General features: G+C 38.1%; 21 protein-coding genes. 12 read left to right on the forward strand and 9 right to left on the reverse strand.

The features are described 5' to 3' along the window. Genes B3394_RS08980 through B3394_RS09000 form a run of 5 tightly spaced genes read left to right on the forward strand, consistent with a single transcriptional unit; the run spans position 1 to position 3,272 of the window. Positions 1 to 447, forward strand: coding sequence for a GNAT family N-acetyltransferase (locus B3394_RS08980; protein ID WP_286915384.1), 447 nt, complete (start codon positions 1 to 3; stop codon positions 445 to 447). Between the two features lie 3 nt (positions 448 to 450). Further along, positions 451 to 1,791 (forward strand): 2TM domain-containing protein, encoded by a 1,341-nt coding sequence (locus B3394_RS08985; protein WP_286915386.1) that lies wholly within the window; start codon positions 451 to 453, stop codon positions 1,789 to 1,791. 27 nt (positions 1,792 to 1,818) lie between these two features. Continuing rightward, on the forward strand, positions 1,819 to 2,124 hold the full coding sequence (locus tag B3394_RS08990) for a 2TM domain-containing protein (protein WP_273243634.1): 306 nt from the start codon (positions 1,819 to 1,821) through the stop codon (positions 2,122 to 2,124). Between the two features lie 12 nt (positions 2,125 to 2,136). Further along, the gene (locus B3394_RS08995) at positions 2,137 to 2,472 is read left to right on the forward strand and encodes a 2TM domain-containing protein (RefSeq protein WP_177735531.1); all 336 of its coding nucleotides are present in this window, start codon (positions 2,137 to 2,139) and stop codon (positions 2,470 to 2,472) included. Between the two features lie 44 nt (positions 2,473 to 2,516). Continuing rightward, positions 2,517 to 3,272, forward strand: coding sequence for a LytR/AlgR family response regulator transcription factor (locus B3394_RS09000; protein ID WP_177735529.1), 756 nt, complete (start codon positions 2,517 to 2,519; stop codon positions 3,270 to 3,272). A 2-nt stretch (positions 3,273 to 3,274) separates the two neighbouring features. Here the strand turns inward: B3394_RS09000 and B3394_RS09005 are convergent, their stop codons facing one another. The 3 genes from B3394_RS09005 to B3394_RS09015 form a co-directional block, all read right to left on the reverse strand. Beyond that, positions 3,275 to 4,294: a COX15/CtaA family protein gene (locus B3394_RS09005; protein ID WP_286915392.1), complete on the reverse strand. Its 1,020-nt coding sequence runs from the start codon at positions 4,292 to 4,294 to the stop codon at positions 3,275 to 3,277. 81 nt (positions 4,295 to 4,375) lie between these two features. After that, positions 4,376 to 5,809 (reverse strand): CCA tRNA nucleotidyltransferase, encoded by a 1,434-nt coding sequence (locus B3394_RS09010; protein WP_177735525.1) that lies wholly within the window; start codon positions 5,807 to 5,809, stop codon positions 4,376 to 4,378. 37 nt (positions 5,810 to 5,846) lie between these two features. Next, on the reverse strand, positions 5,847 to 6,407 hold the full coding sequence (locus tag B3394_RS09015; protein ID WP_177736438.1) for an L-threonylcarbamoyladenylate synthase: 561 nt from the start codon (positions 6,405 to 6,407) through the stop codon (positions 5,847 to 5,849). 586 nt (positions 6,408 to 6,993) lie between these two features. Here B3394_RS09015 and pseB point away from each other — a divergent pair. The 7 genes from pseB to B3394_RS09050 are packed head-to-tail and all read left to right on the forward strand — an operon-like array spanning position 6,994 to position 16,138. After that, positions 6,994 to 8,004 (forward strand): UDP-N-acetylglucosamine 4,6-dehydratase (inverting), encoded by a 1,011-nt coding sequence (pseB, locus tag B3394_RS09020; RefSeq protein WP_177735523.1) that lies wholly within the window; start codon positions 6,994 to 6,996, stop codon positions 8,002 to 8,004. 2 nt (positions 8,005 to 8,006) lie between these two features. Then, entirely contained in the window at positions 8,007 to 9,197 is a 1,191-nt protein-coding gene (gene pseC, locus B3394_RS09025) for a UDP-4-amino-4,6-dideoxy-N-acetyl-beta-L-altrosamine transaminase (protein WP_286915399.1), read from the forward strand. A 2-nt stretch (positions 9,198 to 9,199) separates the two neighbouring features. Beyond that, positions 9,200 to 10,048 (forward strand): aldo/keto reductase, encoded by an 849-nt coding sequence (locus B3394_RS09030; RefSeq protein WP_286915405.1) that lies wholly within the window; start codon positions 9,200 to 9,202, stop codon positions 10,046 to 10,048. Beyond that, positions 10,045 to 12,135: a glutamate-1-semialdehyde 2,1-aminomutase gene (locus B3394_RS09035; RefSeq protein ID WP_286915407.1), complete on the forward strand. Its 2,091-nt coding sequence runs from the start codon at positions 10,045 to 10,047 to the stop codon at positions 12,133 to 12,135. Before B3394_RS09030 ends, B3394_RS09035 begins: the two co-directional genes overlap by 4 nt. A gap of 2 nt (positions 12,136 to 12,137) precedes the next feature. Beyond that, a complete protein-coding gene (gene pseG / locus B3394_RS09040) occupies positions 12,138 to 13,571 on the forward strand; it encodes a UDP-2,4-diacetamido-2,4,6-trideoxy-beta-L-altropyranose hydrolase (protein ID WP_273243621.1) in 1,434 nt (477 codons plus the stop codon). A 2-nt stretch (positions 13,572 to 13,573) separates the two neighbouring features. After that, positions 13,574 to 14,632: a pseudaminic acid synthase gene (gene pseI / locus B3394_RS09045; RefSeq protein WP_177735505.1), complete on the forward strand. Its 1,059-nt coding sequence runs from the start codon at positions 13,574 to 13,576 to the stop codon at positions 14,630 to 14,632. Positions 14,633 to 14,656: 24 nt separating this feature from the next. After that, entirely contained in the window at positions 14,657 to 16,138 is a 1,482-nt protein-coding gene (locus B3394_RS09050; RefSeq protein WP_286915410.1) for a hypothetical protein, read from the forward strand. A 3-nt stretch (positions 16,139 to 16,141) separates the two neighbouring features. Here the strand turns inward: B3394_RS09050 and B3394_RS09055 are convergent, their stop codons facing one another. From B3394_RS09055 to B3394_RS18120, 6 genes are all read right to left on the reverse strand, one after another. Next, positions 16,142 to 17,152: a glycosyltransferase family 2 protein gene (locus tag B3394_RS09055; protein ID WP_273243617.1), complete on the reverse strand. Its 1,011-nt coding sequence runs from the start codon at positions 17,150 to 17,152 to the stop codon at positions 16,142 to 16,144. Between the two features lie 31 nt (positions 17,153 to 17,183). Further along, the gene (locus tag B3394_RS09060; RefSeq protein WP_286915412.1) at positions 17,184 to 18,371 is read right to left on the reverse strand and encodes a glycosyltransferase family 4 protein; all 1,188 of its coding nucleotides are present in this window, start codon (positions 18,369 to 18,371) and stop codon (positions 17,184 to 17,186) included. Positions 18,372 to 18,380: 9 nt separating this feature from the next. Further along, positions 18,381 to 19,373, reverse strand: a complete 993-nt coding sequence (locus tag B3394_RS09065; protein ID WP_286915414.1) for a hypothetical protein — start codon at positions 19,371 to 19,373, stop codon at positions 18,381 to 18,383. 62 nt (positions 19,374 to 19,435) lie between these two features. Then, positions 19,436 to 20,209 carry a glycosyltransferase family 2 protein gene (locus tag B3394_RS09070; RefSeq protein WP_286915421.1) on the reverse strand — a complete coding sequence of 258 codons (774 nt, stop codon included), beginning with the start codon at positions 20,207 to 20,209 and terminating at the stop codon, positions 19,436 to 19,438. Between the two features lie 11 nt (positions 20,210 to 20,220). Further along, on the reverse strand, positions 20,221 to 21,108 hold the full coding sequence (locus tag B3394_RS09075; RefSeq protein WP_286915424.1) for a glycosyltransferase family 2 protein: 888 nt from the start codon (positions 21,106 to 21,108) through the stop codon (positions 20,221 to 20,223). Between the two features lie 59 nt (positions 21,109 to 21,167). Further along, on the reverse strand, positions 21,168 to 23,063 hold the full coding sequence (locus B3394_RS18120; RefSeq protein WP_349677595.1) for a glycosyltransferase: 1,896 nt from the start codon (positions 23,061 to 23,063) through the stop codon (positions 21,168 to 21,170). Position 23,064 lies beyond the last annotated feature (1 nt).

Genomic DNA, 23,064 nt, shown 5'->3' on the forward strand with positions numbered 1-23,064 from the left:
ATGTTATACCGAGAAGCCCACAGCGATGATATCGCACAAATTCAAATCGTCCGGAATGCCGTAAAAGAGAACCGGCTGAGTAATCCCGATATTGTTCCGGATAAAGACGTCCTTTTTTATATTACTGAAAAAGGTAAAGGCTGGGTTTGTATTGCCGGGGCAAAAATTGTTGGCTTCTCGATAGTGGATTTACAGGAAAATAATATCTGGGCACTGTTTGTTCATCCTGATTATGCCGAAAAAGGAATCGGGAAAGAATTGCACCGGTTAATGTTAGCCTGGTACTTTGAGCAGACCCGGAAAACGGTTTATCTGGGCACGGCGCCAAACACCAGAGCCGAAGTGTTCTATACAAAACAAGGATGGAATGCCGTTGGAACCTATACAAACGGTGAAGTGAAATTTGAAATGACCTTTGAGAATTATCAATCAAAGCAAGAAAGCTAAAGCATGAATAAATATCTGAAACATTTTTTTCGTTCACTGATAATAGGAGTGATCATCTTTCTGGTGATGTTTTTCATCCAATTGATTATAGGCGTAAAAATAGCCTTTGATGATAAGCTGCTGCTTGTTTTTGAATGTACAGTGTTGTATTCTGTTGCTTTATATATGGCAAATATGGCAGTGTTTATTGGCTTAGACCGGATTTTTGTAAAAGACCGGTTCTCGCCGAAAAGGATTTTTATAGGTTTCTTTGGCTCTTTTGCCGTTTCGTTGGGAACTATTTTCCTGCTAAGGATCTTTGAAGAAGTTGTTTTAAACAAGCTCACGCTGGAAGCGTTTCTGGAAAGGGAAAAAGCAGGGAATTACCTGGTGGCAATTGTGATTACATTTATTGTAACGATCATCATACATGCCATTTATTTTTACCGTTCTTACCAGGAAAACAGGGTCAAGCAGCAAAAAATAATAGCCGGAACGGCTTCGGCAAAATTTGAAAGCTTAAAAAATCAGATTGATCCGCATTTTTTGTTTAACAGCCTGAATGTACTGAGTTCGCTGATAGAGGAAAATCCGGATAATGCCCAGCGGTTTACGGCCTCTTTATCGAAAATATACCGGTATGTGCTGGAACAGCGGGACAAAGAGCTTGTTAGTATAGAAGAAGAACTGGCTTTTGCGAAAACCTATATGAATCTTCTGAAAATGCGTTTTGAAAACAGCCTCTTTTATGAACATCCGGAGCAGCTGGAAAATCCGGACGGCAAAGTGGTTCCGCTTTCGTTACAGTTATTACTGGAAAACACGATCAAACATAATGTGGTGAGTGAGAAAAAACCGCTTCACATCCGCATTTACGAACAGGACAACTGCCTGGTTGTGCAGAATGACTTTCAGAAAAAAGAAGTTTTAAAGGACAGGCAGGGTGTGGGATTGCAGAATATCATCAACCGTTATGCGATACTTACCGACAGAAAAGTGAAAATTGAACAGACCGATAAAGATTTTATTGTGCGGTTACCAATGTTAACAAAACAAGTTGGAATTATGGAAACCTATCAACATCACGATGATTCGGCTTATTACAGAGCCAAAAAGAAAGTGGAAGCCATCAAAGGGTTTTACGGGAATATGATTTCCTACTGCCTGGTGATTCCTACACTGGTTTTTATTAACCTGACCTTTTCTTCACAATTCCAGTGGTTCTGGTTCCCGATGCTGGGCTGGGGAATGGGATTGTTCATTCACGGTTTCAGTGTTTTCGGATATGGAGCCAGCTGGGAAGAACGCAAAATCAGGGAATTAATGGACAAGCAGGATAACGATAGCAGAAAAAACTGGAAGTAAAGCGAAAGGCAACTAAAAAATAATGTTATGGAACGTAATTATAATGAAGAAGAACGCTACCGGTTAGCGAAAAAAAGAGTAGAAGAAATAAAAGGCTTTTACGGGAACCTGACGGCTTATATAGCTGTGAACCTTGCTTTAATGGCAATGAACCTGTTAACCTCACCGGAACATCTGTGGTTTTTTTACCCGATGCTGGGCTGGGGTGTTGGCGTAGCCATTCACGGCATGAAAGTTTTTAATTATATGCCGTTTTTAGGTAAGGACTGGGAGGAGCGCAAAATGCAGGAATTTATCGAAAAAGAAGAAGCACGTAAAAAAAACTGGAAATAAAAATCAAGACCAATGCGAAAAAGATTTGACTCCTGGGATAAAGATTATAGCGCAGACGACCGTTATGCGGATGCTGCGAGAAGAGTAAAAAGAATCAAAGGATTTTACTCACACTTAATCGTTTATATTATTGTTAACCTCTTTATTGTTTTTCTGAATATCCAGGATCTTAAAGAAGGCGAAAGCTATTTTCAGTTTAAAAACTTTTTTACCGCATTTTGCTGGGGAATTGGTCTTCTGGCACATGGATTAAGGGTTTTTGGCTATGATTTTTTCTTTGGTCGTAACTGGGAAGAACGCAAGATTAAAGAGTTTATGGAAAAGGAAAAAAGAGAACGCTGGGAATAATCCTGAAAGGAATCTTGTTTAATTTAGCATTATAAGCACACAAAATGAATATCATTATCATTGAAGACGAAAAACCGGCTGCCCGATTGCTGCAGCGAAAAGTTGAAAAACTGGGATTAAAGGTAGGAACCATGCTCCACTCTGTAGAAGAGGCGTTGGAATGGTTTCACAACAACCCGCATCCGGAGCTGATCTTTTTGGACATCCAGCTTTCCGACGGTTTATCATTTGAGATTTTTGAACAGATTGAAATTAAAAGCGCCGTGATTTTTACAACGGCCTATGATGAGTATGCTTTAAAAGCATTTAAACTAAACAGTATTGATTACCTGCTGAAACCAATCGACGAAGACGATCTGGAAACAGCACTCCGGAAATTTAAAGAAAGACAGCCAAAACCCCAGGATTTGTCCCTCGATTTTGAAACCATTAAACGAATGCTGGTTAACCCTGTTGATAAACAGTATAAAAAACGGTTTACCGTTAAAATAGGGCAGCAGCTAAAAGTAATTCCCATTGATGAGGTAGAATGCTTTTTCAGCGAAAATAAAGGTACTTATCTGCACACGCTTGACAATCGGAACTATTTACTGGACATTACATTAGAACAGCTGGAAACGGAACTCGACCCGAAGGATTTCTACCGGGTGAGCCGTAAATTTATCATTCCGATGAAAGCGGTAAAAGAAATCATCCTGTACAGCAATTCCCGTTTAAAAGTGATCTTACCCACATTTAAAGAAGAGGAAGTTATTGTAAGCCGGGAAAGAGTCAGTGATTTTAAAGACTGGATCGGTTAGGGTTACTGCGGACTATTTTTTCGCGCTTCTAAAATCATATAAAACTGTATTCCGAACAGGATGGAAGCCAGTACTAAGTGTATGGTTTGGCTGCCAAACGGGAAATGAAGGTAGTACATGGCAATTCCGGAAGCTATTTCGGCCAGTAAAAGCAGCATTACCCAGTTAATTTTGTCAAAACCTAATTTAAGACGTTTGTTTCTTAAATATAAAAACAGGTTGGCAAACAAAACAAGGAAAGAGAATGTCCGGTGGAAATAGAAGCTGATTTCCGGATTGCTCAGCCACAGGGTTTCGTTGCCAATTCCGGATTTTACCTGTTCGTCTACAAACTGGCGCACCTGTGTGCCTAAAACCACCTGCACCAGCGTAAGTCCTAAAGAAACCCACAATACGGTACGGAACATCGGATTGAATATTTTATCGGAACTAACCGGTTTTGCCAACCGGATGATATAGAGTATCACGGCAACAATAACCAAAGCCATTACCATGTGAACGGTAATTTTTACCGGATTCAGTACCGAATAGACCACGGTAGCACCCAGCCACGCCTGGAATCCCATCATAAAGACTACCAGCCAGGACAGCAGTGTGATCTTTTTACTTTGTTTCCAGAGTGAGAAAGAAGCAATAGCCATAACAAAACAGGCCAATCCTGCCAAAGCACCAGTTAAACGGTTAATATATTCTGTCCAGGTATGCGTCGGATTAAAAATCGCATAATCGTGTTTGGTGTATTTTTCCCAATGGGAAGCTTCAAATGTGCTTCCTGTGGTAAAATTATCTTTGGCAACCAAAAGACTTTGGTCTTTAATGATTACCTGTCCTTTTTTAAATTCCCTGTTTTCACTCCACGTCAGTTCTTTAACATCCGTTGGAGGAATATAATATCCAAAACATTTCGGCCAGTCGGGGCAACCCATTCCGGAACCGGTCATACGCACCAGTGCACCGGCAACAATTACAAGATAAACTAAAATAAGAGCCGTTTTTGCGATGGAAGTAAAATGTTTTTTCATGATATTGGAATTCAAATTTTAAAGACAACCGTATTGTCTTTGTATTATTTCGTTACAGTATGCCGAAACATTCCGTAAACATTATTCAGTTACTTTTTTCAGTCCCAGTTTTTCCGCTTTCTGCATCATAAAGTCATAAGCCGGCTGGTATTCATTAGGGATTTCTCCTTCCAGTATGGCTTCCTTAATGGCTTCTTTTAAAAGACCGATTTCACGGGAAGGTTTCAGGTTGAAAATTTCCATGATCTCTTCTCCGGTAATTGGCGGCTGGAAATTACGGACATGGTCGCGCTCTTCCACTTCAACGATCTTCTGGCGGACAATTTTAAAATTATGATGGTATTTCTTAAACTTATTCGGGTTTTTGGTGGTAATATCGGCTTCACACAAGGTCATCAGGTTTTCAACATCCTCGCCGGCATCAAAAACCAGGCGGCGAACAGCCGAATCGGTAACCAGATCCTGAGCCAATACGATGGGACGGGAACTCATCATGACCATTTTTTGCACAAATTTCATTTTGTGGTTTAACGGCATGTGCAGGCGTTCAAATATTTTTTTGACCATTTTTCCACCCAAAAATTCATGTCCGTGAAAGGTCCATCCCTGTTTTTTATTAAAACGCTTGGTAGGGGCTTTCCCGATGTCGTGCAGTAATGCCGACCAGCGCAGCCAGACATCATCTGTATTCGGGCAGATATTGTCGACAACCTCCAGCGTATGGTAAAAATTGTTTTTATGCGTGTGTCCTTCAATTTCCTCTACCTGGTTCAGCGCGGTCAGTTCCGGCAGAATAATATCCAGAAGACCGGTTTGGTACAGCAATAAGAAGCCTGTTGACGGTTTCTCGGCAAGCAGGATCTTGTTCAGCTCATCGACGATACGTTCCCCGGAGATAATATTGATACGGTCTTTATTCCGTTCGATAGCCTCCAGCGATTCTTTTTCGATCGTGAAGTTGAGCTGTGCGGCAAAACGGATCGCACGCATCATGCGTAAAGGATCGTCAGAATAGGTGATATCGGGATTTAAAGGGGTTTTAATGCATTTGTTTTCCAGATCGGATAATCCGTTAAACGGATCGACTAACGCTCCGAAATTGGCTTGATTCAACGAAAGTGCCAAAGCATTTATGGTAAAGTCCCGACGGTTCTGGTCGTCTTCCAGCGTTCCGTTTTCGACTACCGGGTTCCGGCTTTCAAAATGATAAGATTCTTTACGGGCACCCACAAATTCGATGTCCATGTCCTCATAACGCAGCATCGCGGTACCATAGTTTTTAAAAACCTGGACTTTCGGGTTGTGCGGAATACGTTCGGATACCTTTAAGGCTAATTCGATTCCGCTACCTACCGCAACAATATCGATGTCTTTTTTGTGATTACGCTCAAGTATAAGGTCTCTGACAAAACCTCCGATAACATAAGATTCAACATTCAGTTCTTTTGCAGCATCTGAAATAATTTCAAATATCTTGGATTGTAATGCCTCTTTATAGGAATCTTGCTTTTTCATTAATTTGAATCTACCATTCGCAGGTTGGTGGCCTGTATTATTTTCGTATGATTTTTACCTGACTGTCTGACGACAGTTTTATAATAGTGGAGGGTTTTCCTGCAACTTTATCGTGCTGCAAATTTACAACATAGTCAACGCCTTGCAAAATTGCCGGGCTTATTTCTTTAAATGATTTTGGAGTGGGTTCTCCGCTGATATTAGCCGACGTGGAAACCAACGGCACTTTCATGCGTTCAATCAGTTTAAAACAGAACGGCTCTTTCACGATGCGAACGCCTAACGTATTGTCGGGAGCGATAATGTTTTTGGCTACATTTCTCGGATTGTCAAGTATCAGCGTAGTCGGTTTTTCCGATAAATCCAGAATCTGCCAGGCCACTTCAGGAATATCCTTAAATACATTGTACATCATTTTATCGCCATTCATCAAAACGATCATGCTTTTGCTTTCTTCCCGTTGTTTCAGTTCGTATATTTTTTTAACGGCTTCGGGATTGGTCGCATCGCAGCCAATACCCCAAACGGTATCGGTAGGGTATAAGATGATGCCCCCGTTTTTGATGATTTCGTATGCTTTATGTATTTCTTCCTGCATCATGTACACTGATTTTATTTTGACTACTCTGTTTTTTTACTCATTTCATAAAAGGCATTTCGATGAAAAGACAGCCCGATTGGCATATCAAGATCAAAGGAAAAATTGTTGATGCAATTACAGCCCAATATTCATTGTAAGGTATGTGTCGGAATGTTTTCTATTCCGGTCGCAAAATTAAAAATTATATATAACATTATTCCATGCATTACATAAATACTATAGGTTATTTGATCTGATTTTTTTTAAACCGGCTATTATTAAAGAAAATATTGTTGGCGACGGTATTATTGCAGTTGTCTGATAACCGGGATAAAAAAGGATTAACAGGCAGCGGGCGTAATGCATAAGCTGTTTTTTTTTGTTAAGAGACGATTTGAATCAACTGTTTGAAAGGGTTTTAAATACCTGACGGATTGCATTGCGCATTTTTTTTAAAAATGAGAATAACATACATATAGGCAATGAAAAAAACAGAAAGCGATACTTTTAAAAATGTTTATTAAGGGCTTAAAAGTTGTGAGATAAAATCGGTATTTTAACTATCGTTTAATTATTATATTTGCATTCATAAAAAGAAAAACAAATGCTGAATAATAAATCAATATTAATCACCGGAGGTACAGGATCTTTAGGGAAAGAGCTTACGAAAACAATCTTACAAAAATGGCCAGATGTTAAGAGACTTGTTATTTACTCAAGAGACGAGCAAAAACAATTTCAGATGGCACAAGAATTTCCGGAATCAGAATATCCTGCAATCAGATACTTCATTGGTGATGTTAGAGATTTAGAACGATTGAAGAGAGCTTTTAACGGGATTGATTATGTAATTCATGCAGCAGCAATGAAGCATGTACACATCGCAGAATATAATCCGGATGAATGTGTCAAAACAAATATTGGCGGAGCCGAAAATGTAATAAAAGCATGTTTGTCGTCTAATGTAACTAAAGTAGTTGCCCTATCTACAGATAAAGCCTGCGCGCCAATTAATTTATATGGAGCAACGAAACTTACTTCCGATAAACTTTTTATAGCGGCTAATAATATAAAAGGACAGCAGGATATTAAATTCTCTGTTGTGCGATATGGTAATGTAATGGGATCTAACGGGTCTGTGATTCCTTTTTTTATGAATAAAAGAAAAGAAGGAATTTTGCCCATCACGGATGTCAATATGACCCGTTTTAATATTTCGCTTCAGGATGGAGTTGCAATGGTTCTTCACGCTTTAGATACAGCCTGGGGCGGAGAATTATTTGTGCCTAAAATACCGTCATACAGAATTTTAGATGTTGCACAGGCAATCGGTCCGGAATGTGAACATAAGATTTGCGGAATACGTCCGGGTGAAAAAATTCACGAAGAAATGATTACCGCTTCCGATTCTTTTACCACTTATGATTTGGGGAAATACTATGTGATCCTTCCTCAGGTAACCAATTGGGATCTGGATGAGTATAAAACAGCGTTTAATGCAAAGCAGGTTCCTTTAGGATTTAATTATACCTCGGGTGATAATGAAGAATGGGAAACAGTAGAGAGCCTGAGAGAGTTGATAAAAGAACACTTATACCCTGATTTTAAAGTATAACGATGATACCATACGGAAAACAAAATATAACAGAAGAAGATATTAAGGTTGTAAGTGAGGCTTTAAAAGGAGATTTTCTTACACAGGGACCTAAAATATTAGAATTTGAGAAAGCTTTTGCAGCATACATTGGTTGTCAATATGCTGTTGCCGTTTCTAATGGAACAGCCGCATTGCATTTATCGGCATTAGCACTTAATGTAGCGCAGGGACAAAAGGTAATAACAGCACCAATTACTTTTGCTGCTTCCGCAAATTGTGTGAGATATTGCGGTGGTGAAGTGGTTTTTTCCGATATAGACGAAGAAAGCTATTTGCTGGATATTGAGAAAGTTGAAAAATTGCTGCAAGCGTCTCCTAAAGGAACTTACCAGGGAATTATTCCGGTAGATTTTGCCGGAAGAGCCGTTAATCTGGAAGCTTTTAGAAAATTAGCCGATGAATATGGTTTATGGATTATTGAAGATGCATGCCATGCTCCCGGTGGATATTTTATTGACAGCAAGGGTGCAAAACAAAATTGTGGAAACGGAAATTATGCCGATTTAGCCATTTTTTCGTTTCATCCGGTAAAACATATTGCTACAGGAGAAGGCGGGATGATTACAACGAATGATGAAAAGCTGTATAAAAAAATAGTAGCGCTTCGTACACACGGTATCACAAGAGAGGCGTCGAGCTTTGAGAATTCAGTAGCGTTTGCAGCCGGTCAGCCAGTTCCGGAAGGGGAGAGTTATCCGGGCTGGTATATGGAAATGCAGCATCTGGGATATAATTATCGTTTTACAGACTTTCAGGCGGCTTTAGGAATCAGTCAGTTGTCCAGAGCTGATGAGGGACTTGAAAGAAGAAGAGCGATTGCAAAAAGATATAAAGAAGCTTTTGAGGGTAAAAGTTATATTAAAGGACAATCAGATACTATAGACGGACATGCCTATCATTTGTATGTTATTGAAGTTGAGGATCGTTTAGGTTTGTATAATTACTTAAGAACGCATAATATTTTTGCTCAGATTCATTATATACCATGCCATTTAATGCCATATTACAGAGCTTTGGGATGGAAAGAGCAGGACATGCCTTTGGCGGAACAGTATTATAAGCAGTGTATAAGCCTGCCGATGTATCCCACATTAACAGATGAGGAGCAATCTTTTGTGATTGATAAAATAGCAACATATTTTACAAAATAATTTTGAAAATAACACTCGGAACGGTTCAATTCGGTATCAATTATGGTATTGCAAATACACATGGTGTACCGGCAGATGAAGAACTGAAAAGTATTCTTGCAACAGCAAAGGAACATGATATCAACTATTTGGATACTGCGCATGCTTATGGTAATGCAGAGGAACGTCTTGGGCTATTTTCAGAAAACAGGTTTAATATCATCACAAAATTCCCGGCTGTAAAAACAAATGATGAATTGCAGAATGTTCTTTCCCTGTCTTTAGATAAGTTAAACTGTTCAGCTGTTTATGGTTATCTGGCTCACAATGCTGATACATTAATCGAAAATCCTTTTTTATGGGAAACATTATTAAAGGCAAAAGAGGAAAAGAAAATTAATAAAATCGGATTTTCACTTTACAGTCCGGAGCAGTTGGAGCGCCTTATAGCACTAAATTGTATTCCGGATATCGTACAGCTGCCGTATAGCATTCTGGATAGAAAGTTTGCGAATAAATTTCAGGTATTAAAAGGATTTGGGACAGAAATTCATGTTCGTTCCGTTTTTTTACAGGGATTATACTTTATGGATCCGGAAGGATTGCCGGAAAAACTGAGCGATTTAAAACCGGCATTACTGGAATTACATAATATCTGTAAAGAAAATAATGTAACCGTTAGCGATGTAGCTTTGAATTATGCTGTTGCAAACCCGTTTATAGACCAGGTTGTTATTGGCGTTGATACTACTGCTCAATTAAAAGAAAATATCCGGGCAGTTTCAGATTGGCGTTTGGAAAACGACCTGTTTTCAAGGATAGAAACGATTGCGATTAAAAATAAAACATTACTAAATCCTGTTAACTGGTGAAAATAATCGGAGTAACACAAGCAAGAATCGGCTCTTCGCGTTTGCCTGGAAAAGTATTACTGACCATAAACGATATACCCTTATTAGCCTATCACTTAACACGGGCTGGACAATCAGTATTGGTCAACAAATGGTTGGTCGCGACAACAAATGAAGAGGGATCAGATGCGATTTGTAATATTGCGGCAAATCTGAATATTGAAAGCTATAAAGGAAGTTTAAACGATGTTCTGGACAGGTTTTATAGCGCTGTAAAAGATGAAAAACCTGATTATGTCGTTCGGATCACTTCCGATTGTCCGTTGATTGATCCGGTTCTAATAGATGAAACCATCCGGTTTTGTTTGGAAAACAAACTGGATTATCATTCAAATCAATCTCAGGAAGCTTATCCGGACGGACTGGACGTTGAGGTTTTTAGTTTTAAAGCACTGGAAGAAGCCTGGGAGTTAGCTACTGCTATTGCAGACAGAGAACATGTAACACCATACATCAGAAGAAATACACAAACTAAAATTGCCAATGAAAATATCGATAAAGCGTATGCTTCATTGCGAATCACTGTTGATGAGGCATCCGATTTTGAAGTGGTCAGACATTTAATAGAAACTTTAGGATCCGATTTGCCATGGCAGACCTATGCGGATTATTTAGTACAACATAAAACAATTCAGAATATTAATCATTCTATTTTTAGAAACGAAGGTTATATGAAAAGTAAATTTAACGAAATAGCGCTAAGAAATATTACAAATTTCAAAGCTTCAGATGAATATAGAAAAGCAATTCACAAGCTGATTCCCGGAGGAAGTCATACTTATTCGAAAGGAGACGATCAGTTCCCGATTTTATCGCCAGCAGCCATTGCAAGAGGCAAAGGCTCGCATATATGGGATGTAGACGGAAATGAGTTTTTAGATTGCTCAATGGGATTAACCAGTGTTAGCTTAGGTCATGCCTATAGCCCGGTACTTGATGCCGTTAAGGAAGAATTGGAAAACGGAGTCAATTTTCAACGTCCTTCTGCTTTAGAAAAAGAAATGGCCGAAACCTTTTTAGAATTGGTTCCCGGGCATGATATGATTAAGTTTTCAAAAAACGGATCTATTGTTACGACTGCAGCAGTTAAACTTGCAAGAGCAAAAACAGGACGGAACCTGATAGCGTTTCCCGGTGATCACCCGTTTTATAGTTATGATGATTGGTTTATTGGTTCTACAGCTTGCAACAAAGGAATACCGGAAGATATTTCTAAACTGTCTGTAACGTTTGAATCGTTTAATATAGAATCCTTAAAAAGGCTGTTTGAGCAATATCCGAATCAAATTGCCTGTGTTATTACCGAACCGGAAAAAGGAAACTATCCGCATTTGAATAATCCGGATTTTAAAGTAGAAACCTTTTTAAAAGAAGCCATTGAACTTTGTCATGCCAATGGAGCATTATTTATTGCTGATGAGATGGTAACCGGTTTTAAAACCGATTTTCCGGGAACAATTACAAAATTCAACCTTGTACCCGATATGGCTACCTGGGGCAAAGGGATCGCAAATGGATTTTCATTTTGTGCCTTGACCGGAACCAAAGAGGTTATGGAATTAGGAGGCATTACACGCGAAGGAGAAGAAAAAGTATTTTTAATATCGACTACGCATGGTGGCGAAACACATGGTTTGGCCGCTGCAATAGCCACAATAAAAGAATACCGGGAAAAAGATGTAATTGCACACAACCATCAAATTGGAAAAAAACTATCCGATTTATGCAAACAATTGGTGATCGAAAATGAATTAACGGATTATGTAGAAGTTGTAGCAGCAGATTGGATGCCATTTTTTGTTTTTAAAGATAATAACAAAGTATTCAGCCAGGGATATAGAACACTTTTTATGCAGGAAATGATAAAAAGAGGAGTATTGTTCCAGGGGGCATTTGTACCCTGCTTTTCTCATACAGAAGACGATGTATATTACTTTGCTAAAGCCTTCGGAGAATCATTGGAAATATACAAACAGGCATTAAAAGAAGGATACGAACAATTTTTGATTGGTAATCCTGCAAAAGCTGTTTTCAGAAAAACATTATAAATATGAATATCTATATAAGAGTTGATGGAAATTCGCAAATAGGATTGGGGCACTTAATACGGTGTTTTGCATTGGCACAAATGCTTCAATCCGATTTTTCAATCACTTTTGTGTGTAGATGTATTCCGGATAAAATAAAAAAGGATCTGGAAGAGGCGCGTTTTCAATTGCTGGAAATTGAAAATGAAGCCGTTTTTTTGAGTTTACCAACAAAGAATGACATTGTTGTCCTGGATGGTTATCATTTTGATTTAGCATATCAGGAAAGTATAAAAAATACAGCGGCAACATTAGTTTGCATTGATGATCTGTTTGATAAAGAGTATGTTGCAGACCTTATCATTAATCATGCGCCTAATGTTAACCCGGGTAACTATAATGCACTTGTAACGACTCAATTTGCATTAGGACCGGAATATGCCCTATTAAGACCGTTGTTTTTAGAGCAGGCAAGAAATAAGAAAGCGGTTGCAAACCTGGAAACTGTTTTTATCTGTTTCGGAGGTTCAGACTTTAAAAATCTTACGGAAAAGACAGTCGCTACAATAACGGCATTTCCTGTTTTTAAACGGATTATTGTTGTTACCGGAGTTGCATTTGAACAGATAAACAAGCTGAAAACCGTTATTGATTCTGATAAAAGAATTGAACATTTTCACGGTATTGATGAGAGAAAGATAATGGAGCTTATGGTGGCATCAGATTTGGCAGTTGTACCTTCAAGTGGAATTTTAAATGAAGTGCTTTCGGTAGGCTGCAATGTGATTTCCGGGACTTATGTTGAAAATCAGAAATTTATCTATAGTGCATATAAAAATGAAAATTGTTTTTATGATGCCCATGATTTTGAACCAAAGGAATTAAACGAAGCTGTTCAAAAGGCAGTAAACAGAGTACCTTTGAATAAAAATGTTATAGACGGATTATCTGGTGAAAGGCTTTTAAAGATCTTTAAAAGAATAAAGATGCATAAGGGCATGAATTTGCGCCTGGCAACGATTGAAGACGCTGAAACTACTTTTTTATGGGCAAAAGATCCGGAAATACGCCGGTTTTCATTTAATAAAAATGAAATTTTGCGGGAAGAACATGTCGCGTGGTTCCAATCGAAGGTTAATAATCCGGAATGTATATATCTGATAGCAGAAATAGCAAATAAACCCGTAGGATCCATACGGTTTGATCGTGTAGCGGGAAATTTTGTTATAAGCTATTTATTGGGAACGGATTATCACGGATATGGATTGGGTAAAGAAATCCTTAAAAAAGGAGTAGATTATCTGAAACAGCTTGTTTCAGAAACAGGATTATCGGGTAATACAATTATTGGTTTTGTTATCAAGGATAATATTCCGTCTTTAAAAGCCTTCAGGGCATTAGGTTTTTTAGAAACTGAAGACAAAGAAAATAGTAAATTTGAAATTTCAATTGAATAATCATGACAAAGTCATTCCATATAGACACTTTTCACATTGATGAAAAAAGCCCGGTTTTTATTATTGCAGAGTTGTCTGCAAACCATAATGGCAGCCTGGATAACGCATTGGCAACAGTAAAAGCAGCCAAAAGAGCGGGTGCGGATGCCATCAAATTACAGACTTATACAGCCGATACAATAACTTTAGATGTTAAAACGGATGATTTTCGTTTAAAACAAGGAACTATCTGGGATGGAAAATACCTTTATGATCTATACAAGGAAGCTTACACACCCTGGGAATGGCATAAGGAAATATTTGAAGCAGCTAAAAAAGAAGGCTTGATTTGTTTTTCATCTCCTTTCGATTTCAGTTCGGTAGATTTACTGGAAGAACTGAATACACCGGCTTATAAAATTGCTTCTTTTGAAATTACAGACATTCCATTAATTGAGTATGTAGCATCAAAGGGAAAACCCGTTATAATTTCAACGGGAATTGCTGTACAGGAAGACATTGAGTTAGCTTTAGATGCCTGTAAAAGAAAAGGAAATACACAGGTTGCCTTATTGAAATGTACTTCCAGTTATCCTGCTCCAATAGAAGAGGCAAACATGTGTATGGTTAAGGATTTAAGCGAAAGATACGGCGTGATCAGTGGTCTTTCGGATCACACCATGGGAAGTACGGTTCCTATTGTAGCAACGGTTTTTGGCGCAAAAATCATAGAGAAACACTTTATAATTGATCGTGCCATCGGAGGACCGGATGCTTCGTTCTCAATGAATGAAGAAGAGTTTACCGCAATGGTAAAAGCGGTTAGGGAAGCTGAAAAAGCTTCTGGTACGGTAGATTATGAATTAACCGAAAAACAAGTTAAAGGAAGAGAGTTCAGCCGTTCTTTATATATTGCAGAAGATATAAAAGCCGGAGACGTTTTTACGGCTAAAAACCTGCGTTCCGTTCGTCCGGGTTTTGGAGTACATCCAAAATATTATAATGAATTAATCGGAACAAAAGCTTTGGTTGATTTAGCTAAAGGAACACCTATGCAATTAAATTTTGCAGACAATAAATAAAATTACATTTCAATATCTTTTCGAATGACCAATATAGATTCTATTTTCAATAAAACAATCCTTGTACAGACTACCTATCATCCTACGCCGCATTTAGAAACGGAGATGGAAATCGTAGAACGGCTTTTAGAACAAGGAAATACGATATATTGGCTTATCTGTAAAAGCGATTTTAAAGTATGTTTTGAAAACCCCAAACATATTGGTGTTGATTGTAAAGTTTGCTATTCCAGAGTTTTAAACAGCTCTAAATTTATACAGAAGATAAATCAGAAAGGAGAAAATCTACATGTTCTTCACTATAAAGATTTTTTAAATATGGAAGCGTTTAAAACGAAACAATTCCATGCACCTGATGCTTTTGAAGATATTCAGTCATTAAAAAAGTTCACATTCAAAACATACGATTCCGGAATGGCTACTGCTTCGTCATTGGTTTCATATACAAGAAACCATGAACCGGATGTAAAAGAACATAAGGATTTTATTTTTAGAGGCCTTTTAACCGGAGCCTATTTATATGAAACATTTCAATTAGTTATTGATAAGATTAAACCGGATCTGGTCATCTTCTTTAATGGAAGATTTATAGAAAACAGGCCGCTTCTGAGAGTATGCCAGGAAAGAAAACTGGACTATGCAACTCATGAAAGAGGAGGGAAAATAAATAGATTTCTATTTAGAGTCAATTCCATACCGCATTCCATACAAACCGTTTCTGAGGAAATGGAATACTTGTGGGAGAACGCCGTCGATGATAAAGTCGAAATTGGTAAAATGTTCTATTTGAATAGAATAAAAAGAGTAGAAGATGCCTGGTATTCCTTTACAAAGGAACAACAGGAAGGGAATCTGCCAGCGAGTATTAATACCGACAGGAAAATTGTAACGATTTTTAACTCGTCATTAGATGAATATGAAGGCCTTGAAGGTTTCGGACCCTATTTTTACCCTAATGATAATGAAGGTATAAAAAGAATATGTGAAAGCCTGAAGGACAATGATAAGGTAAAGTTATATTTGCGTGTACATCCTAATTTAAAAGGCCTGGATAATAGTCAAAATCGATTTATAGAAAACGAGATTGAGAAAAAATACCCTTCAATAGAAATTATAAAAGCAGAAGACAGTATTGATACTTATGCACTGATTAATAAAAGTGATATCATAATCGTATTTGGTTCTACTGTAGGAGCAGAAGCTGCATTTGCCGGTAAAAATGTGATATTATTAGGGCATGCAGCCTATGAAAAGCTAAATTGTGTTTTTATTCCTAAAAACCATGAAGAAGTAATTTCCGCTATCAACGATGATAATTTTGTTTTTCCGATGATTGATAAAGAAGCGACTTTAAAATATGGTTATTGGAATGAGAGCTTTGGATTCGATTATAAATACTATGAGCCGATTAATATTGCGGGAGGTACTTACAGAGGAAAACGGATACGGGCAAGCCGAATCTGGAGAAAAGCAAGATATTATGTCAAAAAATTCTCCGGACAATAAAAGCTATCGTAACGATTTCAACATAATCACTATTCTGTCGATCCATTTTACTTTCTGATAGAAAACCTTACCGTCGGTTTTCAGATAGTTCAGGAACGATTTGTTGTATTCTTTAGATTTCCGGATAGTTCGCACTACAATTTGGGTAATCTGCTTCTCAAACGCTTTTTCGTTGTAAAGATGCTCCCTGTTGTTAATGGCAAACAAGGCTTTGGCAGCTTCAATGGTACCAATGATCGCTTCGGGCGCTAAACCTCTTTTAAAATCAAGGGCATTCAAAAAACCGTTAATGTTGGGATGGGTAGCGGCAATGCCAAAATTCTTTTCCAGCTGTGCCAGGCGGATTTTCTGTAAGGCACGATTAACATTGTCAATTTTGGTCTGACTGATGTTCGTGTCATGCCAGCGGTAATCCAACAGAGATTCCGGCAGGTTTATGTATGTGGTTTCATCAAGCAGTCGGTTCCAAAGCTCATAGTCTTCTATAGGAACAAAATCATTGTCAAAACGGAAATCTTTTAACGCCTCTTTTCGAAGCATAATTGTTGGATTTCCAATAGGATTGTAGAAAAGGAAGGCCCTTTTAATGTCGGCATGCTGCGTTGGAACACTGATTAACTGGCGTTTTCCGTTTTCTCTGAAAAGCGTATAAAAAGTTGCGCAAACCCCAATTTCAGGATTTTGGGTTAAAGCGTCTATCTGTTTGGCAAAACGATCCGGTTTGGAAATATCGTCGGCATCCATTAACGCAACAAATGTACCTTGTGCCGTTTCAAAACCTTCATTTCTTAAATTGGCAGGGCCAACATTTACAACCTTATCAATAAAAACAATACGCGGGTCTTTGGCCGCATTCTTTTCAATAATCGCTTTACTGTTGTCGGTCGATTTATCGTTCAGAATCAGGAGTTCAAAATCGGAAAATGTCTGATTCAGGATACTGTCAATGGCTTCCTGCAGGTATTTTTCGGCATTGAAAACCGGCATAATTACGGATAGTGTTGGCTTTGTCATGGTAGGTAAAAGAAAGGTTCGTTTTGGAAAGTTAAGAATGTTTTTGAATTACAGCTGTATAGTAGTCTTCCGTTTCGGTCATCATCTTTTCGATACTGAAGTTTTCCACTACTGTTTTTCGGGCATTTTTGGCTATTTCGCCAGCCAGCGCCGGATTTTTGAACAAATCGCTGATATGTGTTACATAATCGTTTTCGGTTTCACAGATAAAACCGTTATCGCCCGAAACAATTACTTCTTTAAAAGAATCGATACCCGAAGTAACGACCGGTTTGGAGAGCGCCAGAGCTTCCAGTAATGCCAGACTGAAATTCTCCCCTTTGGAAGGACAGATAATCACGTTGGCACTGCTAAGCAGTCTGATAATGCTTTCTTTGGGCTGATAGCCGTGGAAAATAACTTTTTCGGTTAAAGCGGCCGCTTTAATATCCTGCTGCAGTTCTTCCTGATAAGGTGTCGCTCTGCCAACATAATGTAAAGTGGCTTCCGGAAACTGCTTTGCCAGAATCTGAAACGCTTTAAAAGCCGTATCGGCTCCTTTTTCGACCGAACAGTTCCCCATATAAAACAGGGAATAGGGGATCGTATTTACAGTCGTATCCCGTTGAAATTCCTGAACATTGATCCCGTTGTAAATCAGTTTGAAATCAGGAACACCAAATAGTTCCCGGTTGACCTGCTCCGAGAATTTTGAAACGGCAATTACGTTTTTAGCCTTTTTAAAGGCCTCTCTTTCGCAATGTTTCCGCCCGGCTTCCACCTTGTAATGGAAATATTTTTCCAGTACCGAAAAAGAACCGTGGCATCTTACAACATAGGGAATGGAGCTGTCCAGAAATAACGAAAGTCCTTCAAAGTCATGATTTTCAATGATATCAACGGAGAGCTGCTGTTTCTTTATAAAAGAATAGAGCTTTTTGCTGATGTCCTTTTTCTCTCTTTCATGTAACTGAAAGTGATACGGCATCAGAAAAGGAATTTTCTGGGTAATGGATCTCAGAAAATTTAAAAAAACATTCCTTTTAAACAGGCTTTTGATATAGTGTACCTGAACCCCTTCGTCTTCAAAATCGATATTGGTCTTCAACACACCGAATACCTGAACCTTGTGCCCTCTTTTAACCAGTTCTTTGGCCAGTAATGCATTGAAATTACCGGTTCCGCCGCAGGGTGGCAATAAAGGGTGCTTGTATTCTCTTGTGAGGATCAGGATGTTCATATAGTTGAATTACAGTTTAAAAATTTTATTAACCCAGGTATCTATAGTGTACTGATTGTAGATCTCATAGGGTATGGGCTGATAGGGCGTTTCTAAAAAATCTTTTTCAATAACCGGATTATCCCTGTCCACAATCAGGATGTTCTGCGGATTGTAAAAAGGATATTTGGTGATGGATTTATTATCCGTAATCAGTTTTTTCTGCATTCCCATGGCTTCAAAAACCCTGAAACTCAGTCCGGTTTGCCTGTTTTGGACAATGTCAAAAATAACTTCGGCTTCGGCATATAGTTTTAACAGCTGTTTCAGTCTGATTTTTTTAGACTGGAATTTTAAAAGCTTGTTGGTTTTTAGATCTGCTGCTGCTTTAGAATTGAATTTCAGTTTTTTAAACCGCATATTATGGCTCACAAAAATGAAATTGAACGGATACTGCATTTTTTCCAGCTGGTTCGCAATAGCATTGTATACCGGGAAGCGTTTATCGAAAGAGGAAACAGTTATCGCTTTGTATTTTGGTTTTTCGGCAGGGATTTCCTGTTTGTCAAAATAGATATAGTTATTCATTTTGGTGAAGTTATTGGCTTTCGCATCTTCTTCATCAAAAGAATAAATCTCATCAAATAAATCGGCTTTCAGCAAATGATCTACAGGACACCGGTGCAGGCTGTCGTATAAATAAGCGATATATTTTTTGGTATGCTGTTTAATTTGTTGGTGATAAGCCAGTTCAATAACATCGGGATTGATAACCAGGATAATATCATGCATGCCGTTCTTCTGAAGTTCGGCAAGGATATGTTCCTGTTTTTTCTTAGTCTTTAAGTTTATTCTCAGGAATATTTTAGAGAATGAGTTAATGACCCTAGATAATAAATTGGCATGTTTATAACTTCCTAGATTGATATGATAGGCATCAATATTTTTATGCTGTAATGACTTGATAATGTATTTGTCATACTGCCAGTTATCGAAGCTTATCAAACAAATTTTTTTGTTCATCAGGGTATGTTAATTAAAAAAATAAAAGTTTTATTATCTATGACTTATATCGTGAGAATCAGTTATATATTTTGTTTTTGGGTTATTTTTAACGATTTATAGGTGTGGTGTACACTTAAAGCCTGTAAATAGGAAAGAATAAACCCGCTTTTCCCGTCTAAAATTCCCAGACGGAGCAGATATGCTCTTATGAATTTAAAAACGGTTTTCAGGTAATGCGTGAAAATGCTGTATTTTTTTCCTTTCAGGAAAAGCTCTTTCCCTTTTAATACACCGTAATTAATCATTTTCTTTTTATAAACCTCATAGTTGTCGTAGGAATAATGCAGTAGTTTGTTTTTCAATATGCCTACTGTTCCGTCCACTTTTAAGGTTTCATGTACCAGCCTTTCAGGGATATAATGGGCTTTTTCCTTTTTAAAGAGTCTGTAATTTTTATCGGTTTGAGTACCGGAAAAATGTATCGGTTTTTGGTTAAAATAGAATTTTCTCAGGAAAAAATAAGCATCCCTGGTTTCGGGTTTGTTTACCTCATTCAGGATTTCTTCTTTTAATTCCGGAGTAATTCTTTCATCGGCATCTAAAAATAAGACCCAGTTGTTGGAAGCATTTTTAAGAGCCAGATTCCGCTGCGAAGTATAGTCTAAAAATTTGTTCTGAATGACTTTTACTTTTGGATATGAGGCAGCAATTTCAACAGTACGGTCACTGCTGAAAGAATCCAGTACAATAATTTCCTCTACGAAATCCAGACATTCGATAACTTCCCGAATGTTTTTCTCTTCGTTGTAGGTGATTATCAAACCACTGATCTTGACGTTATTGTTTTGAGACATTACAATGTTGTTTAACTTCTTTTTACGATGATATAGTTTTTGTATTCAAACAAACGCATACCGGTTAAATCTTCAATTTTAGCTAAAAATTTTCTTCTGAAGTTTAAATTGCTGCTTAATTTTGTCGGATCAAATGAAAATTTCCAGTTGCTGCGGGAAACCCTGTCCTGAAAAACTTTAGGATGGGTGTCTTTAAAGTTTAATAACCTTTCTGCATTTCCATAGTCAAATTGGTAATTTTCATTATAGGTTTTGTCAATCCATTCATCATCGCTGTTATAAAAACGACCGGTATTTTTTACTTTGGTTTTCAGGCCGCTTGGCGGTTTTACCCAGCCATAGTGATAAATGGACGCGTCAATATGCTTTACTTTTAATTTTTCTCCTTTATAGCGGAATCCCTGTGCGTCCTTATAAGACTGCATTCCGGGTAAATTCCGGATCACCCTGATCTCTCTGCGGTACCATCTTCTGGAGTGGGCATAATAATCGTAAGAACCGTAAAAATGGGTGTAATTGAATAATAATCCTTGCACCTGATCGTCATTCAGGCAGATCTCCATCTCTTTTTTAATGGTATCCAGGTATTTTTCATGTACACATTCGTCACCCTGAATATAAAATGCCCAGTCCATATCCGGACTGATTGCGTGAAAAGCCTTATCGGTTTCCAGAGCAAACGTTTTTCCGCCTTCACGAACCGTATCATCCCAAACGGTCTGGATGATTCTGATTTTAGGGGAGTTGATACTTTTAATCAGATCTAGTGTAGTATCAGTGGAATTTCCATGTGCTACAACGAATTCATCACAAATTGGCAATATAGACGTGATGGCCTCTACAATGGAGTAATCGTTTTGGACCGCATTGCGGATAAAAGTAAAACCGGCGACTTTCATGTGGGGGGATTTTTTTCTGTTTATGATTCGTTCTGTAAAACGAAACTATTGATTTTTTTTTAAAGAGAATTATACAACGTTATTATTTTATCAGCAATCACGGAATCGTTAAATTTCTGTACAAACATATAACCTTTTTCCGTTATCTCTTTTCTTAATTCGGCATCATTTAAAAGTAATTCTATTTTTGAGGCTATTTCGGCACTATTTGTCGGATCAGCATAAATACTGTCAGGGCCACCTGCTTCCGGGAAAACACCGGAATTAGTAGTAATAACAGGTGTTCTGGAATATAAAGCCTCTACAATCGGGATTCCGAAGCCTTCAAATAGGGACGGGTAAATAAAAATGGTAGCCAGCTGGTAAGTAATGGCTAATTCTTTGCTGCTTAGTCCTTTCAGGAAAATAACTTTTTCCTGGAGCTGATGTGTTTCGATATATTTTTTGACTTCTTTGGTATAAGCCGTTTCACTGCCGATAATAACCAGATGCGTGTCGATATTTTTAATGGCTTTTACAGCGATAAGGACATTTTTCCGGGCTTCCACTGTACCAACATTCAGCACAAACTGTTTGGGTAAATGGAATTTCTCCGCTACAGCCTGTTTTTCTGTTTCGGTAAAGCTTTCTTTAAAGACATCCTGACAGCCCTGATAGATAACGTCTATTTTGGATGCCGGGACAGACAGGAAACGGATAATATCCTCCTTTGTCTGCTCACTGATGGCAATTACCCTGTCGGCATTTTTAGCCGCCTTTTTGAACTTATAAAAATGTATTTTCCGGTCAAAGTAGGAGTAAAACTCCGGATAACGCATGAAAATTAAATCATGAATGGTCACCGTACTTTTAATACCCGCTTTTTTGAGGCCGGATGGTAATTCGCCGGACAGTCCGTGAAATATTCTGATTCCGTCTTTTTTCAGATCGGAAACAATGGTAAACTGTCGCCAGATATTATAAAATTTGCGGTTGAACCAGCCTGTCGGCAATTTTTCGGAAATATTCTCGGCTTCTGTAGTGAAAAGCTTTTTTCCGGCGGGTTTCGGGTTGTAAAGGAAATAGCTGTTTTCCGGGTAAAAATGACTCAGAATACGCACCAAATCCCGGCTGTAGTTGCCTAAACCTGTCCGGTTGTGAAAAACACGTTTGGCTTCATATCCGATAGCAAGCTTCCCGCCGGACGGAGCCGACAGTTTTTCGTGCAGTTGCTGTAAATAAACATAGCGCATATAAACGTGCTGTGACATTATTTTTGCCAAAGATATTCCCTGGGCTCCATTTAAAAAACCAAACTCGATTATATAATGTTTAAAAAAACGAAAAGCCGGTTTGATATAAAAATGGAAAGCATTCGGTTTTTTATCTCTCAGGTAAAGCTCCTGTGCTCTCAGCCTGGAGTATTGCAGCCGCTTTCCTAAAAAGTTTTCTTTATTTTTAAAAGAATAATGATGGATGATCTCTTTTAAAATACCGGTTTTTCCGTTTGAAATCAGTTGCTCGTGCACTAATTTATCGGAATATTTACACTTTGATTTTTTAAATAAACGAATGGCTTTATCCTGATTCTGACCGCCGTAAAACATGGGCTTTTCAGAATAATAAAACGTTCTTTTTACCCAAAAGGCAACTTCTTCCGTACCGGAAGCAACGATAGCCTTAATTTCCCGGATTCCGTTTTCGGTAACGCGTTCATCGGCATCAAAAAAGGTAATCCAGTCGTTTGAAGCTAAGCCAATAGCAAAATTACGCTGACTTGAAAAATCATCGAATTCGCGCTGTACGACCTTAACATGCGGAAAATCTTCGGCAATTATGCTTAAGGTTTTATCGCTACTGTAGGAGTCAACTACAATTATTTCATCTGCAAAAGACATATTGTGGAGGTAATCCCGAATATTGTCTTCTTCATTTAAAATTATGGCTAACGCCGATATTTTTGGGTTAACATTCATT

Origin of the sequence: Flavobacterium sp. UBA4197, from assembly GCF_002379575.1 — a bacterium.
Lineage (GTDB): Bacteria > Bacteroidota > Bacteroidia > Flavobacteriales > Flavobacteriaceae > Flavobacterium > Flavobacterium inviolabile.

What these genes read in the sequence shown, in the direction of transcription:
- B3394_RS08980 (WP_286915384.1), top strand. Translation starts at nt 1, where the DNA reads ATGTTATACCGAGAAGCCCACAGCGATGATATCGCACAAATTCAAATC.
- B3394_RS08985 (WP_286915386.1), top strand. Translation starts at nt 451, where the DNA reads ATGAATAAATATCTGAAACATTTTTTTCGTTCACTGATAATAGGAGTG.
- B3394_RS08990 (WP_273243634.1), top strand. Translation starts at nt 1,819, where the DNA reads ATGGAACGTAATTATAATGAAGAAGAACGCTACCGGTTAGCGAAAAAA.
- B3394_RS08995 (WP_177735531.1), top strand. Translation starts at nt 2,137, where the DNA reads ATGCGAAAAAGATTTGACTCCTGGGATAAAGATTATAGCGCAGACGAC.
- B3394_RS09000 (WP_177735529.1), top strand. Translation starts at nt 2,517, where the DNA reads ATGAATATCATTATCATTGAAGACGAAAAACCGGCTGCCCGATTGCTG.
- B3394_RS09005 (WP_286915392.1), bottom strand. Translation starts at nt 4,294, where the DNA reads ATGAAAAAACATTTTACTTCCATCGCAAAAACGGCTCTTATTTTAGTT.
- B3394_RS09010 (WP_177735525.1), bottom strand. Translation starts at nt 5,809, where the DNA reads ATGAAAAAGCAAGATTCCTATAAAGAGGCATTACAATCCAAGATATTT.
- B3394_RS09015 (WP_177736438.1), bottom strand. Translation starts at nt 6,407, where the DNA reads ATGCAGGAAGAAATACATAAAGCATACGAAATCATCAAAAACGGGGGC.
- pseB (WP_177735523.1), top strand. Translation starts at nt 6,994, where the DNA reads ATGCTGAATAATAAATCAATATTAATCACCGGAGGTACAGGATCTTTA.
- pseC (WP_286915399.1), top strand. Translation starts at nt 8,007, where the DNA reads ATGATACCATACGGAAAACAAAATATAACAGAAGAAGATATTAAGGTT.
- pseG (WP_273243621.1), top strand. Translation starts at nt 12,138, where the DNA reads ATGAATATCTATATAAGAGTTGATGGAAATTCGCAAATAGGATTGGGG.
- pseI (WP_177735505.1), top strand. Translation starts at nt 13,574, where the DNA reads ATGACAAAGTCATTCCATATAGACACTTTTCACATTGATGAAAAAAGC.
- B3394_RS09050 (WP_286915410.1), top strand. Translation starts at nt 14,657, where the DNA reads ATGACCAATATAGATTCTATTTTCAATAAAACAATCCTTGTACAGACT.
- B3394_RS09055 (WP_273243617.1), bottom strand. Translation starts at nt 17,152, where the DNA reads ATGACAAAGCCAACACTATCCGTAATTATGCCGGTTTTCAATGCCGAA.
- B3394_RS09060 (WP_286915412.1), bottom strand. Translation starts at nt 18,371, where the DNA reads ATGAACATCCTGATCCTCACAAGAGAATACAAGCACCCTTTATTGCCA.
- B3394_RS09065 (WP_286915414.1), bottom strand. Translation starts at nt 19,373, where the DNA reads ATGAACAAAAAAATTTGTTTGATAAGCTTCGATAACTGGCAGTATGAC.
- B3394_RS09070 (WP_286915421.1), bottom strand. Translation starts at nt 20,209, where the DNA reads ATGTCTCAAAACAATAACGTCAAGATCAGTGGTTTGATAATCACCTAC.
- B3394_RS09075 (WP_286915424.1), bottom strand. Translation starts at nt 21,108, where the DNA reads ATGAAAGTCGCCGGTTTTACTTTTATCCGCAATGCGGTCCAAAACGAT.
- B3394_RS18120 (WP_349677595.1), bottom strand. Translation starts at nt 23,063, where the DNA reads ATGAATGTTAACCCAAAAATATCGGCGTTAGCCATAATTTTAAATGAA.